Here is a 14,647-nt window from a genome sequence, read left to right as displayed (position 1 = left end):
ACGGGGCGCCACTGGCGCCCCGTTTGCGTTACCGCTCTCGGCTGGATCAGCGCACCGGTTCGACCAGGAAGTCGGTGGCGGCGCGCACGTCGTCGTCGGAAAGACTCATGTTGCCACCCTTGGGCGGCATGGCGCCGATGCCGTTGATGGCGTGGTCATAGAGGGTATCCATGCCCTGGCCCATGCGCTCGGCCCAATGATCGGCATTGCCGCGAATCGGTGCACCGGCGGCACCGGTCATGTGGCACGCCATGCACGCCTGGTTGTAGATGGCTTCGCCGTCGATACCGGCCCATGCCGGCTCGTCATCGCTGGCGGCCGCGTCATCGGCGGCGGCTTCCTCGACGGCTTCGTCTTCCGCCGGGCCTTCCTCGGTGGCCACGGCCGCGGCTTCGGCTTCTTCCTCTACCGGACCGGCCTCGGTCACGGCTTCTTCTTCAGTCGCGGTTTCTTCGGCGGCGGCATCTTCTGCAGGCGCCTCGTCAGCAGCGGCTTCGCCGCCGATGTCGGGAACGTCCATCACCGGTTCGAGCAGGTAGGCGGTGGAAGCGGCGACTTCCTCGTCGGAGAGGCTCGGGTTGCCGCCGCGGGCCGGCATGGCGTTGAAGCCGTTGATGGAGTGATCCAGCAGCGTATCCCACCCCTGGTCGATACGGTCGGCCCACTCGCCTTCGTTGCCACGCCGCGGTGCGCCGGCGGCGCCGGTTTCATGGCAGGCCATGCACACGCGCTGATAGATGGCGCCGCCGTCGATGCCGGCGGAAGCGGGCTCTGCGCTGGCGCCATTGGCCGCAGCGGCGGCGGTGCCGCACTCCTGGCCTTCCAGGCAGAGCTGCCCCACGGGCTTCAGACGTTCGGCCATGGCATCGCGATCCACCTCGGCGTGAACGTACGCGGCACCTGCGGTCAGGCCCAGGGTAGCCAGACACCCCATGATCAGCTTGTTGGATTTCACTCTCACCACCTCTCGACGGTCTGTAATCGTAATCTGTCCGTGGCGACGTCGGCCCATGCCACCCCGGCACCATGGTACGCACAATGGGCGATAGTATACCGAGATAGCAAACCGCTGGAAAACGCCGTTGCCCACGCCTTTCGCATGAGGCGGGGAGGCGCGGCGAGACGGCTGGCCAGCACGGCAACCGGCGGGTATCGTGAAGCGTTTGTTCGCCCTTTCCCTGGCTACGCGAGGCCCGCGTGTACGACTTCATCATCTTGGGTGGCGGCATCCTCGGCCTGTCCACCGCCATGCAGCTCATCGAACGCTATCCCGACAAGAAAATGCTGCTGCTGGAAAAGGAGAGCGGCCCGGCTCGGCACCAGACCGGCCACAACAGCGGCGTGATCCATGCCGGGGTCTACTATGCGCCGGGCAGCCTCAAGGCGCGCTTCTGTCTGGAAGGCAACCGTGCCACCAAGGCGTTCTGCGATCGCCACGCCATCCCCTACGACGTTTGCGGCAAGCTGCTGGTGGCCACCAATGCCCAGGAAATGCAGCGCATGCAGGCGCTGTGGGAGCGCACCGCCGCCAACGGGCTGGAGCGCGAGTGGCTCTCCGCCGGTGAACTGAAGGAGCGCGAACCGCACATCACCGGCCAGGGTGCCATCTTCGTGCCGTCGAGCGGCATCGTCAGCTATGCCCGGGTGGCCGAGGCCATGGCCGACGAGTTCCAGCGGCACGGGGGGCAGATCCGTTACGACCACCCTGTCACCGGCCTCGCCGAGCGCACCGGTGAGGTGATCGTCGGCACCTCCCAGGGCGAGTTCAACAGCCGCTATCTGGTGACCTGCTCCGGCCTGATGGCCGACCGCGTGGTGCGCCTGCTGGGCCGCGACCCCGGGTTCTCCATCTGCCCGTTCCGCGGCGAGTACTACCGCCTGCCCGACCGTCACAGCGATATCGTCAAGCATCTGATCTATCCCATTCCCGACCCCAGCATGCCGTTTCTCGGCGTACACCTGACCCGCATGATCGACGGCTCGGTCACCGTGGGGCCCAACGCGGTGCTGGCCTTCAAGCGCGAGGGCTATCGCAAGGGCGACGTCTCGCTGGCCGACATGGCGCGCATGCTGCGCGACCCCGGCATCCTCAAGGTGCTGGGGCGCAATCTCAGGCCCGGGCTGCATGAAATGAAGAACTCGCTGTGGCGGCGCGGCTACCTGGAAGAGGTACGCAAGTACTGCCCCAGCGTGACGCTGGACGATCTCGAGCCCTGGCCCGCCGGCGTGCGCGCCCAGGCGGTCTCCCGCGACGGCCGGCTGATCGACGACTTCCTGTTCGTCAATACCCGGCGCACCGTCAACGTCTGCAACGCCCCGTCGCCCGCCGCCACCTCGGCGCTACCCATCGGCCGGCATATCCTCGAGAAGGTCGGCGAGATGGTACAGGCGAGCTGAGGCCCCGCCGGCCGGGCTGGACAGTTTCGGCGCTGGCGGTTACGATGTCCGCCGCTTCGCAGCACGCAACGCGCCCGTAGCTCAGCTGGATAGAGTACTGCCCTCCGAAGGCAGGGGTCGCAGGTTCAAATCCTGCCGGGCGCGCCAGAATCCATAGTAAAAACGGTCACTTAGCGAATCATCGCGGTGGCCGTTTTGCGTTGTGCTCAACGCCAGGCTCGCCACTGGCAGCCTGCGTCGGCAGCTCGCCGCCTGCAGTGCCGGTACGCCAACACGGATCAGCGACCGTATGCCGCCGGGGGTGGTCTACACTACCTTCCATCACCCGGGCAGCGGGGCCAACGTGATCACCACCGCTAGCTCCGACTGGGCGACCCACTGCCCGGAATACAAGGTGCCCGCCGTGCAGGTCGAGAAGGTCAGCCAGCCGTCTGCCTGGCAGCGCCAGTTCCAGACCTTCGATCGGCTTCAGCTCGAGCTGCTGCGCGGTGGGAACAAGGACGATGCGACCAAGCCGCCCACAGCGGAGCGTGCCAATGAGTGACGACCACAGCCGCTGCCGAGCCCCCGTGGAGGTATGCCGGGGCGGCAGCGCCGAGCGACTGGAAGACAGCATCGCCGTGGAGACGCCGGTGGCGCTGGTCTACAACGGCATCTCCCACGCCGTGATGATGGCCTCCCCGGCCGACCTCGACGACTTCGCGCTCGGCTTCAGCCTCACCGAACAGATCCTGCACACCCCAGATGAACTCTACGGCATCGAGGTGCGCCAGGAGGATTGCGGCATTGCCGTTCATCTGGAGATCGCCACCCAGCGCTTCATGGCGCTCAAGCAGCGTCGTCGCAGCCTGGCCGGGCGCACCGGCTGCGGGCTGTGCGGCACCGAGTCGCTGGAGCAGGCGATCCGGCCCATCGCACCGGTGTCAGCGCCGCTGGTCTCCGATGCCGCCATCCAGTACGCCCTGGAGGCCTTGCGCTGGCATCAGCCTTTGCAGCGCGAAACCGGCGCCACCCATGGGGCCGCCTGGTGCAATCTGACCGGCCAGGTGCAGCTGGCGCGCGAGGACGTAGGCCGCCACAACGCTCTGGACAAGCTGATCGGTGCCATGCAGAAACGGCGCCTGGATGCCGAGAGCGGTTTCGCCCTGGTCTCCAGCCGGGCCAGCTACGAAATGGTGCAGAAATGCGCTAATGCGGGCATCGGCGGCCTGGTGGCGGTTTCAGCCCCCACCTCGCTGGCCATCGACCAGGCGCGTCAGGCCGGCCTGCTGCTGGTCGGTTTCGCCCGTTCGGGGCGCCACGTCATCTATCATCAGCCGGTCGCCGAGATCGCCCCGGTCGTCCAAGCCAGCGGAGTTTGATGTCAGCATGAGCCGCAGCCAGCTCCTGCCCCGTGCGCTGCCGGCCTAGACGTCGGCGGAATACAGGCCGGCGTTTCCTTGGCGCAAGATGCGCCGGCCTCTCTTTCGGCCTCGCTTCCCTATGCTATATTCGCTCAGCCCTGGCGGGAGTGCGGGCCACTCGGGCGCCCGCCAGGCAGGCAAACAATGATCGACCTGGTCAGGTCGACACGACAAACGCGCGGGCAGGGCTGAATGAACAGGGCACTTTTCCGGGCCGCCGTCCTGATGGCGGGCCTCTTTACCTTCGGGCCGACGGTACAGGCCAACATTCCTTATTCCTCGCACCACCTCGACGGCATGCTGGGCGACACCCCGACCCTGTGGCAGGCGCTGGACGCCATCGCCATGCCCGAAGGGCTGACGCCAGACGAGGTCTGGCTCAGCATCGACCTGCGCAATCGCCTGGTGCGGGTGTTCCGCGGCGAGCATGTCATCAAGCGTATCGATCACCTGGCCTACGGTGCCGGCGGGGCGGCGCCGCTGCGCGCCAAGGGCAGCTCGATGACGCCGATCGGCGAGTTTCGCGTCGATCGCATCAACCGGTCCTCGCGCTTTGCGCTGTTCTTCGGCTTCGACTATCCCAATGCCCAGGTCGCCGAGGAGGCGCTGCGCAGCGGCAAGATCACCCTGCAGGAGTACTGGTACATCGAGGAGTACCGGCGACGCCATGGCCGGGCGCCGCACACCACGGCGCTGGGCGGGCTGATCGGTATCCATGGCCTGGGCCGGGGCGACCCGGAGGTGCATGAGCTGTTCGACTGGACCGAAGGCTGCGTGGCGGTAAACAACGAGCAGATTCGCGCGCTGGACCCCTGGCTGCGCATCGGCACGCGGGTGGTGATCAAGGGCTGACGAACACGGGCGGGGGCGCTGGCGGAAGAGCGTGGGAGTCGAACCCACCAGGGACCGCTGGCAGCCCCTGCCAGATTTGAAGTCTGGCCGCCCCACCGGGGGTCGATCCTCTTCCTTGAGCGGTGTCGTGTGACAGCCTCCGTGGGCCGTTGCCCTACTGCCACATCTCGGCATTGCGTACCACGCGCTCGTCGCCGATGCGGCGCGTGAAGCCTACCTTATCAAAGAATTCGAGCAGGTGTATGGCCAGCTTGCGGCCGGTGCCGATGCGGTCGCGGAAGTCGGCCGCGCGAATGCGGCCATGCTCGCGCTCCAGCGCCTGCACGATGGCGGCCATCTCGGCGACCGTCGCCGCGAGATAGAAGTGGTCGCGGCGTACCTGGTAGAGCCGGCCGAGGCGGGCGCAGGCGTTGAGCACTTCGCGGATGCGCCCTTCGTCGAGGCTTTCGCTTGCTGCCAGGTCGCGTACCCGCGGCGGCTGGAAGGGCGCGGCGGCGATGCGCGGCGCGAGTCGCTGCCACAGCGTCTCGTCGTCCTCACCGAGCACGGCGCGGTGGCCGGGGCGGGCGACGAAGGGGCCCTGGGGCTCAAGCTTGCCGCAGGCTACCAGCCGTTCGATCAGCTGCCGACCCGTTGCCTCGGGCAGCCAGGGGACGGCTTGGCGCGTCAGCCGGCCACGTTCGGTGCCGAGCAGCGAAGGGTCGCGCACGTGGTTGGTGGCTACGGCGTCGAGCAGCCGGGCCTCGAGCGTCGCGATGGCCTCGGCCGAGAAGGCGCGGGCATGCTCCTGTGCCGTCAGAGTTTCGCCGCCCAGCGCGGCCACGGCGTCGACCAGCCCCGACAGCGCGACGTTGGCGTTGTGCGCCAGGGCATGCAGGTCGACGCCGGCAGGCGGCTGGGCCTGGCTCGGCGCCGGCTCCTGTGCCTTGCCTGACCCGTCTTGCGCTCCCTCGCCCGCGTACGGTTCGGCGTCTTGCCCACGCGTTTTCCCAAGCCCCAGCCCTTCGCGCAGCGCCGGGGACAGGTCGAGCGGCGTGTGGGCGGCGCAGCGGCTCAGGGCGCTGAGCCAGGCCAGCCGCTCTGGGCGGCGCTGGCCGCGGCGCGGCGGGTCGCCTTCCAGCACCGTGGCCCCGCCCAGAGTGATGCCGGCCGCGGGGTCGCGGATCACGCAGCGGTCGCCCAGGCAGGCGTGCACCGGTGCATCCAGCACCAGCTGGCCCAGCATGCGTTCGCCCGGGCCGAGGCGCTGGCCTTGCAGCAGCGAGACATGTCCGTTGTAGCGGCCCACGCCCAGGTGCACCTGCACCGGCGACCAGTGCCTGAGCGTGGGGGCGTCATCGAGCAGCCTGAGGTCGATGTCGAAGCGCTGCAGCAGCGGTGCCGCCAGCGCCTCGGCCACCACCCAGTCACCGCGCTGGATGGCGTCGCGGCTGACGGCGCCACCGGCGAGGTTGAGCGCCACGCGATCACCCTGGCGGGCATGGTCGCTCTCGCGGTGCTGGCGGCGCAGGCCGCGCACCCGAGCCGTCAGGCCGGAAGGCGCCAGCTGCACCCTGTCGCCGACCTTCACGCGGCCGGCCAGGGCCGTGCCGGTCACCACCACGCCGGCGCCGCGCTTGGTGAAGACGCGGTCGACGGCGAGGCGGAAGTGGCCCTGCACCGGTGCGGCCTGGCGCCGGGCGGCCAGGGTCCAGAGCCGGTCGCGCAGGGCTTCCACGCCCTCGCCGGTATGGCTCGACACCTCGTGGAGCGGTGCCTCGGCCAGCGCCGTGTCGGCCAGCAGCGTGGCGATCTGTTCGCGCACCTGGCGGCGTCGCGCGGCGTCGACCCGGTCGACCTTGGTCAGCGCCACCACGCCGCGGTCGAGCCCCAGCAAGGTGAGGATCTGCAGATGCTCGACGGTCTGCGGCATCACGCCGTCGTCGGCGGCCACCACCAGCAGCACCGTGTCGACGCCGACGCTGCCGGCCACCATGTGGTGCAGGAAGCGCACGTGGCCGGGCACGTCGACGAAGCCGAGCTCGATGCCCTCGTCCATCTCGGGGTAGGCGAAGCCGGGCTCGATGGTCAGGCCGCGGGCCTTCTCCTCCTTCAACCGGTCGGTGTCGATGCCGGTGAGCTGCTGGATCAGCGCGGTCTTGCCGTGGTCGACGTGGCCGGCGGTGCCGACGATCACGGCGTGCCTCCGTTGTTCGCTCCACCAGGGGCGGCGTAACGCTCGGGCAGTTCGGCAAGCTGTCCGAGGAAGACGGCTTCGTCGGCCGCCGTGGCCAGGCAGCGCAGGTCGAGCAGCAGGGCGGCGTCGCGGATGCGCCCGATGACCGGGCGCGGCAGCCGGCGCAGGGCGCTTTCCAGGCGGCGCAGCTGGCGCTCGCGCTGGCGTCGCGTGTCGGCGCGCGAGCGCCACGCCAGCGCCCGGCTGGGCAGCCGGTCCACCGGCAGCGAGCCGCTGCCGAGCTGGCTGGCGCAGGGGGCGAGCGTGACGTCGAAGTCGGCCAGCAGCTCACGTACGCGTGGCAGCAGGCGCTCGCCCAGGGCGGCGATCTCCGCCTCGCCGCGAGTCAGCAGCGCCAGGGTGGGAATGTCGCGCTCGGGGGCGTCGCTGTCGCGGTAGAGCCGCAGGGTGGCCTCCAGCGCCGCCAGGGTGAGCTTGTCCAGGCGCAGCGCGCGCTTGAGCGGATGGCGCTTGATGGTGGCGATGGCCGTGCGGCGCCCGACGATGATGCCCGCCTGGGGGCCACCGAGCAGCTTGTCGCCGCTGAAGGTGACCACGTCGGCCCCGGCGGCGATGGCGTCACCCGGCTGCGCCTCGTAGGGCAGGCCCAGGGCGCTGAAGTCGGCCAGCGCGCCGCTGCCCAGGTCGACCAGGAAGGGCAGGCCGTGGGCGTGGGCGATCTCGGCCAGCGTGGCTTCCGGCACGCTTTGCGTGAAGCCGGTGATGGCGTAGTTGGAGGTGTGCGCCTTGACGATCAGCCCGGTGTGCTCGCCGATGGCGGACTCGAAGTCGTGCGCATGGGTGCGGTTGGTGGCGCCCACTTCGCGCAGGTGGCAGCCCGCGGCCTGCATGATGTCGGGCATGCGGAAGGCGCCGCCGATCTCGATCAGCTCGCCGCGCGAGATTAGCGCCTCGCGGCCGGCACCCAGCGCACCCAGCGCCAGCAGCACGGCGCCAGCGTTATTGTTGACCACCGTGGCGGCCTCGGCGCCGGTCAGCTCGCACAGCAGCCCTTCGACCAGGCGGTCGCGGTCGCCGCGCCCGCCATCCTCCAGGTCGTACTCCAGCGCCATGGGGTGGCGGGCCGCCTCGGCCATGGCGGCGATGGCGGCCTCGGTCAGCGGCGAGCGCCCCAGGTTGGTGTGGATCACGGTGCCGCTGAGGTTGAACACCGCGCGGCAGGCCGGGCGGGCCAGCTCGGCGAGCCGCTCGACGGCGGCAGCGGCCAGGGTGTCGTGCGGGTTGGCGGAGGGTTCGCTGGGTTGGGAGGCGAGCTCCGAGGCCAGCCCGGCGGAAAGCCGCCGGCGGGCTTCGTCGAGTACCTGGCGCACGGCGCGCCGGGTCAGGCGGTGGCCGTGGTGCAGGCGGGCCGCGTCCACGGCGGGATGCGCCAGCAAGGCATCCACCGCGGGCAGTTGGCGTCGAACGTCCATTGTCGTGCTCATGTCCATGTCGGGGTCAGCCACTCTACTTGCGGGGAGGCGTCGCTGCTTCCCGCGCTCTCTCGTGGTTGGGCTCCCTATGGCATAGCACGTCGGGGCGGTCAGCGTCCAACCGCCGGCTCAGCCCTCGACGATCAGCAGCGGATTGTAGCCGCTGCGCCGGTAGCGCTCTTCCTCGCCGAGCAGCAGGTCCAGCGCCAGGCTGGCCAGGTCGTCGGCCAGCGGCTCGGCGTCGGCATCCAGCGCACGGGAAAAGAGCTTGAGGTAGCCGCCGCAGTCGCCGCAGGCTTCGGCCTGGGCTACGCCGGGGTCGCCGACCGCGGCGGCGTCGGCTTCCGGCGCCAGGCTCAGGTAGTCGAGCTTGCCGCTCTGTTCGCACAGGGTGCACAGCGAGCGCTCGAAGTACCACTGGGTCGCGCACAGGCCGCACTGCAGATAGCGTACCCCGCTGCTCTGGGGGTCGCTCTCGACCAGGCTGGCCACCGGCGGCGAACCGCAGCAGGGGCACAGTGCGCGCAGCTCGCCTTGAGGGCGCTTGGGCGCGTGGGGCAGCGTGGGCACCAGGCGCAGCCAGGCCACCTGCAGGGCGGCGGCGACCAGCGGCATCAGGCCGCGCATGTCGGGCTCGCCGGCCTCGCCGGCCACGACCTGGCCGGCCAGCCGGCGCAGCGCCTGCGGCGGGAGCCGGTGCAGGGCGGCAATCAGTGGGCGCTGGGCCTCGCCGACATGCAGCTCAAGCGCCGCAAGCAGGGCCTCGAGTTCGCCGGGCAGGTCGATGTCGTCCAGCAGGGCCTGGGCGTTGAGCGGCGGCATGCCATGGGCAAGCGCCAGGTCGAAGGCGCCCGGGGCGGGCTGCCAGCTCGGCATCCCGCGTTCCAGCGCCACCTGCTGGGCAGCGGCCAGCCGGGCCATGAAGGCAAGGAACTCGCCCAGCGGCGGATGACGCTCGGCCAGCGTTTCCAGGCGCCGGGCGCGGCGGGCGAAGTGGTCGCCGGTGGGCAGCCGCACTTCTGCCGGGTTCATGATCCCGGTGGGGGCGCTACCGTAAGCGTGGTTCACGGCGTCTCCTGTCCGCTGCTGTCGTGGCGCCGACTGATCGCGCGATGCTTGCGCTCCTTCTCCATCTCGTGCTCGTACCACAGCTTGTGGTGGTGGCGGGCCCAGGCCTTGCTCACCCGGCCGCGTACCATGGCCTGGAACGAACCCTTGACCCAGATGCCCGAGTAGATGTGGATGATCAGCGTGAGGATGGCGAGGAAGGCGAGGTAGGCATGCGCCAGCGAGGCCAGCCGGCGCAGCGTGATCGGCATCGCCTCGCCGACCAGCGGCTGCCAGATCATCACCCCGGTGATCAGCAGCAGGGTGATGCAGCCCAGCATCAGCCAGTACACCAGCTTCTGGCCGGCGTTGTTCTTGCCCACCGGCGGCAGCTTCTCGTCGCGGTTGAACAGCACGTCGTTGATCTGCTTGAGCCACTGGATGTCATGGCGGCGGATCAGGCTCTCCTTAAAGAATCGTACCGCCATGACGGCGAACATCAGCACCATGAACAGGCCGATCCAGGGGTGCAGGATGCGGGTCATGGTGGGGCCGCCAAAGAGCCCCGTCAGCGACCAGAAGAAGGGGTGGAAAAATGGCAGGCCGCTGAGCACCAGCAGCACGAAGCTGATCGCCACCAGCCAATGGTTGATGCGTTCAGCCAGGGTGTAGCGGCGCAGGTGGGGATCGGATTTGGCCAGGCTCATGGTCGCTCCTCCCGTTCACGATCGCGGGCCTCGTCGTCACGAACCGCCTGTTCGTCCTCCTCGCCGTGCTCCTTGGGCCCGGCGGTAACGTAGTGGAAGAAGCCGGTCAGCGCGGCCAGGCCGATCGCCGCCGAGGCCAGCGGCTTGCCCAGCCCCTTCCAGGCGTCCACCATCGGGCTGATGCGAGGGTCCTCGGGCAGGTCGTTGTAGATCTGCGGCTTGTCGGCGTGCTGCAGCACGTAGATCACGTGGGTGCCGTCGACCCCCTCGGGGTTGTAGACCCCGGCGTTGTCGTAGCCGCGGCTGCGGAGGAAGTCGGTGCGGGTCTCGGCCAGGTCGAGCATGTCGTCGCGGGTGCCGAACATGATCGAGCCGGTGGGGCACGACTTGACGCAGGCCGGCTCCAGGCCGTGGAACACCCGATCGGAGCACAGCGTGCACTTGTAGGACTTGCCGTCCACCTCGGAGATGCGCGGCACGTCGAACGGGCAGCCGGTGACGCAGTAGCCGCAGCCGATACAGTGCTCGGAGTTGAAGTCGACGATGCCGTTGGCGTACTGCACGATGGCGCCCGGCGCCGGGCACGCCTCGAGGCAGCCGGGTTCGGCGCAGTGCATGCAGTTGTCCTTGCGGATCAGCCACTCCAGGTTGCCCTGCTCGTTCTCGTACTCGTTGAAGCGCATCACCTGCCAGGTGTTGGGGGTGAGGTCGAGCGGGTTGTCGTAGATCCCCACGTTCTCGCCCACCTCGTCGCGCAGGTCGTTCCACTCGGCGCAGGCGACCTGGCATGCCTTGCAGCCGATGCAGCGCGACACGTCGATCAGCTTGGTCACCCGGTCGACCCCACCGGTGCGCTCCTGGGGCGAGGGCACCGGGGTCGCCGAGCGGGCGATGATGTTCTGCAGGTTGATCTGTTCGCCTCTCATGTCTGGCCTCCTTTCCCTACAGCTTGTCGACGCGCACCAGGAACGACTTGTACTCCGGCGTCTGGGTGTTGGCGTCGCCGACCGACGGCGTCAGGGTATTGGTCAGGTGGGCCTTGCGCGTCTCGCCGAGAAAGCCCCAGTGCAGCGGGATGCCTACCTGGTGCACGGTCTTGCCGGCCACCTGCAGCGGGCGGATGCGTTTGGTCACCACCGCCACGGCGTCGATGTGGCCGCGCTTGGAGCTGACCCGCACGCGGTCGCCCTTGGCAATGCCGAGTTCCTCGGCCAGCGCCTCGCCGATCTCGACGAACTTCTCCGGCTGGGCGATGGCATTCAGACGGTTGTGCATCGTCCAGTAGTGGAAGTGCTCGGTCAGTCGGTAGCTGGTGGCGGCATGCGGAAACTCCTCGAAGGTGCCTAGGTTGGCGCGGTCCTGGGCAAAGATCCGCGCGGCCGGGTTGTGCTTGGCCAGCGGGCTGTCCGGGTGCAGCGGGTTGCTGGCGATCGGCGTCTCGAACGGCTCGTAGTGCTCGGGGAAGGGGCCTTCCTTCATGCGGTCGCGGGCGAACAGCTGGCCGCGGCCGGTCTGGTTCATGATGAACGGGCCCTGGGTCATGCCGGGGGCCGACTCCTCGGGGAAGTCGGGCACGTCGTTGCCGACCCAGCGCTGGCCGTCCCACCACACCACGGCCTTGTTGGCCGCCCAGGGGGTGCCGTCGGGCCGCGCGCTGGCGCGGTTGTAGAGGATGCGGCGGTTGGCTGGCCACGACCAGGCCCAGCCCAGCGTCTGGCCGGTGCCGTAGGGGTCGGAGTTGTCGCGTCGCACCATCTGGTTGCCGGCCTCGGTCCAGCAGCCGGCGAAGATCCAGCAGCCGCAGGCGGTGGAGCCGTCGGCGCGCAGCATGCCGAAGTCCTCGAGCTGCTGGCCGGCGCGGATCACCAGGTTGCGCTCTTCGTCGACGACGTCCTCCAGCGCCCAGCCGTTGTACTCGCGGGCCAGCTCCGCGGGGCTCGGCTCCTCGGGCCGCCGGTAGGGCCAGTGCAGGTTGAGGATGGGATCGGGGAAGGCGCCGCCCTCCTCCTGGTAGAGCCGCTGCAGGCGCAGGAAGATGCCGGCCAGGATCGCCGTGTCGGGCTTGGCCTCGCCCGGCGGCGGAGCGGCCTGCCAGAACCACTGCAGCCAGCGCGAGCTGTTGACGATGGTGCCGTCCTCCTCGGCGAAGCTGGTGGTGGGCAGGCGGAACACCTCGGTGTCGATGGCGGCGGTATCGACGTCGTGGTATTCGCCGTGGTTCATCCAGAACTCCGCCGTCTCGGTGCGCAGCGGGTCGATCACCACCAGGTACCTGAGCCGTGACAATGCCTCGGTGACCTTGGCCTTGTGCGGGAAGGCCGCCAGCGGGTTGAAGCCCTGGCACAGGTAGCCGGTCATTTCGCCGTGATGCATGCGCTCGAAGGTGTGCAGGATGTCGTAGAGGTCCTCGCCCATCTTCGGCAGCCAGTCGTAGCACCAGTTATTGGCTTCGGTGGCGGCGTCGCCGTACCACGCCTTCATCAGGCTGACGTGGAAGCGCTCGTAGTGACGCCAGTAGGAGACCTCTCCGGGCACCAGCGGCGGGCGGGCGCGGTCGCGGATGTACGCCTCGTAGTCCTGCTCGTCGTCGTCGGGCAGGGTCAGGTAGCCCGGCAGCTGGTCGGAGAGTAGTCCCAGGTCGGTCAGCCCCTGGATGTTGGAGTGCCCGCGCAGGGCGTTGACGCCGCCGCCGCGCATGCCCATGTTGCCCAGCAGCAGCTGGACGATGGCCGCGGTGCGGATGATCTGCGCGCCGATCGAGTGCTGGGTCCAGCCCAGCGCGTAGAGGAAGGTCATGGTCTTGTCGGGGGCGGCCGTCTCGGCGGCCATGTTCCAGACGTGCTGGATCTTCTCGCGCGGCGTGCCGCACACCGACGAGACCACGTCGAGGGTGTAGCGGCTGTAGTGCTGGCGCATCAGCTGGAACACGCAGCGCGGGTGCATCAGCGTCTCGTCACGCAGCGCGTGCCCCTCGTCGTCGTATTCGTACTGCCAGGTCTCCGTCTCGTACTCGCCGTTGTCGGCGTCGTAGCCGGTGAACAGGCCGTCCTCGAAGCCGAACTCCTCGCGCACGATCAGGCTGGCATCGGTGTAGGCGAGCACGTAGTCGCGCTGGAAGCGACCGCTCTCGATCAGGTAGTGGATCAGCCCGCCGAGAAAGGCGATATCGGTGCCCGTGCGGATCTCGGCGAAGTAGTCTGCCACCGCCGCCGTGCGGGTGAAGCGCGGGTCGACCACCACCAGCCGGGCGTCGTTGTGCTCGCGTGCCTCCATCACCCAGCGGAAGCCCACGGGATGCGCCTCGGCGGGGTTGCCGCCCATACCGATGATCAGGTCGGCATTGCGAATGTCGACCCAGTGGTTGGTCATGGCACCGCGACCGAATGTTGGGGCAAGACCTGCCACCGTCGGTCCGTGTCAGACGCGCGCCTGGTTGTCGAACGCCACCATGCCGAGGCTGCGGGCGATCTTGTGGGTGCAGTAGGCCGTTTCGTTGGTCGAGGCCGAAGCCGCCAGCATGCCGGTCGTCGTCCAGTGGTTGACGGTGTTGCCCTCGGCGTCCTGGGTGACGAAGTTGGCGTCGCGGTCGTCCTTCATGTGCCGGGCGATGCGGGTGAAGGCCTCGTCCCAGCTGATCCGCTTCCACTCGCTGGCGCCGGCCTCGCGCACCTGCGGGTAGCGCAGCCGGGAGTCGCTGCGGATGTAGTCGAGCAGCCCGGCGCCCTTGGGGCACAGCGAGCCGCGGCTCACCGGATGGTCCGGGTCGCCCTCGACGTGATAAACGTCGTCGATGTTGTTGATCGCCTGGTCGCCCCGGCTGTAGATCAGCACCCCGCAGCCCACCGAGCAGTAGGTGCAGTTGCTGCGGGTGATCTTGGCGCCGGTGAGCTTGAAGTGGCGGATCGAGGCAACGGCGGGCTCCGGGGCGAAGCCCATCATGGCCAGGCTGGATGTGGCCATCCCCGCCGCCCCGAGCTTGAAGAATTGTCTGCGTGTCACCCTGAGGGTCATGAGGCCTCCTGCCAGGTTCCGGTACCCATTGGTGTTGTCATGGTCTGCCTTTAAGCGTAGCGACTTCTGCCCGCCTGCCTGCCGCCGCTTTGTTTCCATCGGTAACGCAGCAGGACGGTGGCTGCTCAGGGCGACTGGTCGGTGCTGGCCTGCGGCTCGCCATCCTCGCGCCGTCCGCTGTCGTCGGCGCCGATCGGCGCATCGGGGAGGGTCTCGGGGTCGCCTTCGTCGGCGCGCTCGGGAGTTTCGACCTCGTAGGCGGGCCCGGCGTGGGCGCCTGCCGCCGGGGTCTGGAACAGTTCGTCGGCCTGAGTCTGGCCGCTGCCGCTGCCCTGGTCCTGCTCGTCCATGTCCGCGCCGGTGATGCCGCTGGTGGTGCCGGCCCGGCCGGTGGTGACATCCGGCGCCTCGGTGATCTCCGCCGGGTCCATGCCGGCAGCGCTCTCGTCGGGAACGGCGGGGGTGGCGCTCGGGCCCTGGTCTTGGGCCTGGGCCGCCCAGGCCAGGCTCAGCGAAAGGGCGATCAGAACGCGGGGGAATCTGCCTGCCATGGCGGCCTCCTTGCATGCGGTGTCGGGTGTC

At 69.2% G+C, this 14,647-nt stretch carries 11 protein-coding genes, 2 tRNA genes and 1 pseudogene; 5 read left to right on the top strand and 9 right to left on the bottom strand.

The genetic code is table 11. The annotated features are described in order from the left end of the window. Positions 1-46 precede the first annotated feature (46 nt). Complete coding sequence (locus ACT7B3_RS17265; protein WP_444678934.1) at positions 47-955, bottom strand: c-type cytochrome; 909 nt, start codon at positions 953-955, stop codon at positions 47-49. Between the two features lie 242 nt (positions 956-1,197). Between ACT7B3_RS17265 and lhgO the strand changes: the two genes are divergently transcribed. The 5 genes and pseudogenes from lhgO (at position 1,198) to ACT7B3_RS17240 (ending at position 4,652) form a co-directional block, all read left to right on the top strand. Then, positions 1,198-2,397, top strand: a complete 1,200-nt coding sequence (gene lhgO, locus ACT7B3_RS17260) for an L-2-hydroxyglutarate oxidase (protein WP_445158777.1) — start codon at positions 1,198-1,200, stop codon at positions 2,395-2,397. 70 nt (positions 2,398-2,467) lie between these two features. Further along, a tRNA-Arg gene (locus tag ACT7B3_RS17255) sits at positions 2,468-2,544 on the top strand. Between the two features lie 127 nt (positions 2,545-2,671). Then, positions 2,672-2,941: pseudogene (locus ACT7B3_RS17250) on the top strand (molybdopterin dinucleotide binding domain-containing protein); the annotation flags it as partial. Beyond that, positions 2,934-3,758 (top strand): formate dehydrogenase accessory sulfurtransferase FdhD, encoded by an 825-nt coding sequence (gene fdhD / locus ACT7B3_RS17245; protein ID WP_444678935.1) that lies wholly within the window; start codon positions 2,934-2,936, stop codon positions 3,756-3,758. The pseudogene ACT7B3_RS17250 and the gene fdhD, both read left to right, overlap by 8 nt. A 234-nt stretch (positions 3,759-3,992) precedes the next feature. Beyond that, positions 3,993-4,652, top strand: a complete 660-nt coding sequence (locus tag ACT7B3_RS17240; RefSeq protein ID WP_445158776.1) for a L,D-transpeptidase family protein — start codon at positions 3,993-3,995, stop codon at positions 4,650-4,652. A 19-nt stretch (positions 4,653-4,671) separates the two neighbouring features. Here ACT7B3_RS17240 and ACT7B3_RS17235 read toward each other — a convergent pair. The 8 genes from ACT7B3_RS17235 to ACT7B3_RS17200 all read right to left on the bottom strand — a co-directional run bounded on the left by ACT7B3_RS17235 (position 4,672) and on the right by ACT7B3_RS17200 (position 14,616). Further along, positions 4,672-4,767, bottom strand: a tRNA-Sec gene (locus ACT7B3_RS17235). Between the two features lie 39 nt (positions 4,768-4,806). Further along, a complete protein-coding gene (gene selB / locus ACT7B3_RS17230) occupies positions 4,807-6,828 on the bottom strand; it encodes a selenocysteine-specific translation elongation factor (protein WP_445158775.1) in 2,022 nt (673 codons plus the stop codon). Further along, entirely contained in the window at positions 6,825-8,300 is a 1,476-nt protein-coding gene (gene selA, locus ACT7B3_RS17225) for an L-seryl-tRNA(Sec) selenium transferase (RefSeq protein ID WP_445158774.1), read from the bottom strand. Before selA ends, selB begins: the two co-directional genes overlap by 4 nt. 129 nt (positions 8,301-8,429) lie before the next feature. Continuing rightward, positions 8,430-9,368, bottom strand: coding sequence for a formate dehydrogenase accessory protein FdhE (gene fdhE, locus ACT7B3_RS17220; protein ID WP_445158773.1), 939 nt, complete (start codon positions 9,366-9,368; stop codon positions 8,430-8,432). After that, complete coding sequence (locus tag ACT7B3_RS17215) at positions 9,365-10,054, bottom strand: formate dehydrogenase subunit gamma (protein ID WP_445158772.1); 690 nt, start codon at positions 10,052-10,054, stop codon at positions 9,365-9,367. The genes fdhE and ACT7B3_RS17215 overlap by 4 nt, the downstream gene beginning before the upstream one ends. Then, on the bottom strand, positions 10,051-10,926 hold the full coding sequence (gene fdxH / locus ACT7B3_RS17210) for a formate dehydrogenase subunit beta (protein ID WP_445158899.1): 876 nt from the start codon (positions 10,924-10,926) through the stop codon (positions 10,051-10,053). Before fdxH ends, ACT7B3_RS17215 begins: the two co-directional genes overlap by 4 nt. A 70-nt stretch (positions 10,927-10,996) precedes the next feature. Continuing rightward, complete coding sequence (gene fdnG, locus ACT7B3_RS17205) at positions 10,997-14,065, bottom strand: formate dehydrogenase-N subunit alpha (protein ID WP_445158771.1); 3,069 nt, start codon at positions 14,063-14,065, stop codon at positions 10,997-10,999. Positions 14,066-14,190: 125 nt separating this feature from the next. Then, a complete protein-coding gene (locus ACT7B3_RS17200; protein ID WP_444678943.1) occupies positions 14,191-14,616 on the bottom strand; it encodes a hypothetical protein in 426 nt (141 codons plus the stop codon). Positions 14,617-14,647 lie beyond the last annotated feature (31 nt).

The sequence above is a fragment of the Halomonas sp. E14 genome, from assembly GCF_052568415.1.
The sequence above is the reverse complement of the archived record's forward strand: the minus strand, read 5'-3'. Positions and strand labels throughout refer to the sequence as shown.

What these genes read in the sequence shown, in the direction of transcription:
- fdhD (WP_444678935.1), top strand. Translation starts at nt 2,934, where the DNA reads ATGAGTGACGACCACAGCCGCTGCCGAGCCCCCGTGGAGGTATGCCGG.
- ACT7B3_RS17240 (WP_445158776.1), top strand. Translation starts at nt 3,993, where the DNA reads ATGAACAGGGCACTTTTCCGGGCCGCCGTCCTGATGGCGGGCCTCTTT.
- selA (WP_445158774.1), bottom strand. Translation starts at nt 8,300, where the DNA reads ATGGACGTTCGACGCCAACTGCCCGCGGTGGATGCCTTGCTGGCGCAT.
- ACT7B3_RS17215 (WP_445158772.1), bottom strand. Translation starts at nt 10,054, where the DNA reads ATGAGCCTGGCCAAATCCGATCCCCACCTGCGCCGCTACACCCTGGCT.
- ACT7B3_RS17200 (WP_444678943.1), bottom strand. Translation starts at nt 14,616, where the DNA reads ATGGCAGGCAGATTCCCCCGCGTTCTGATCGCCCTTTCGCTGAGCCTG.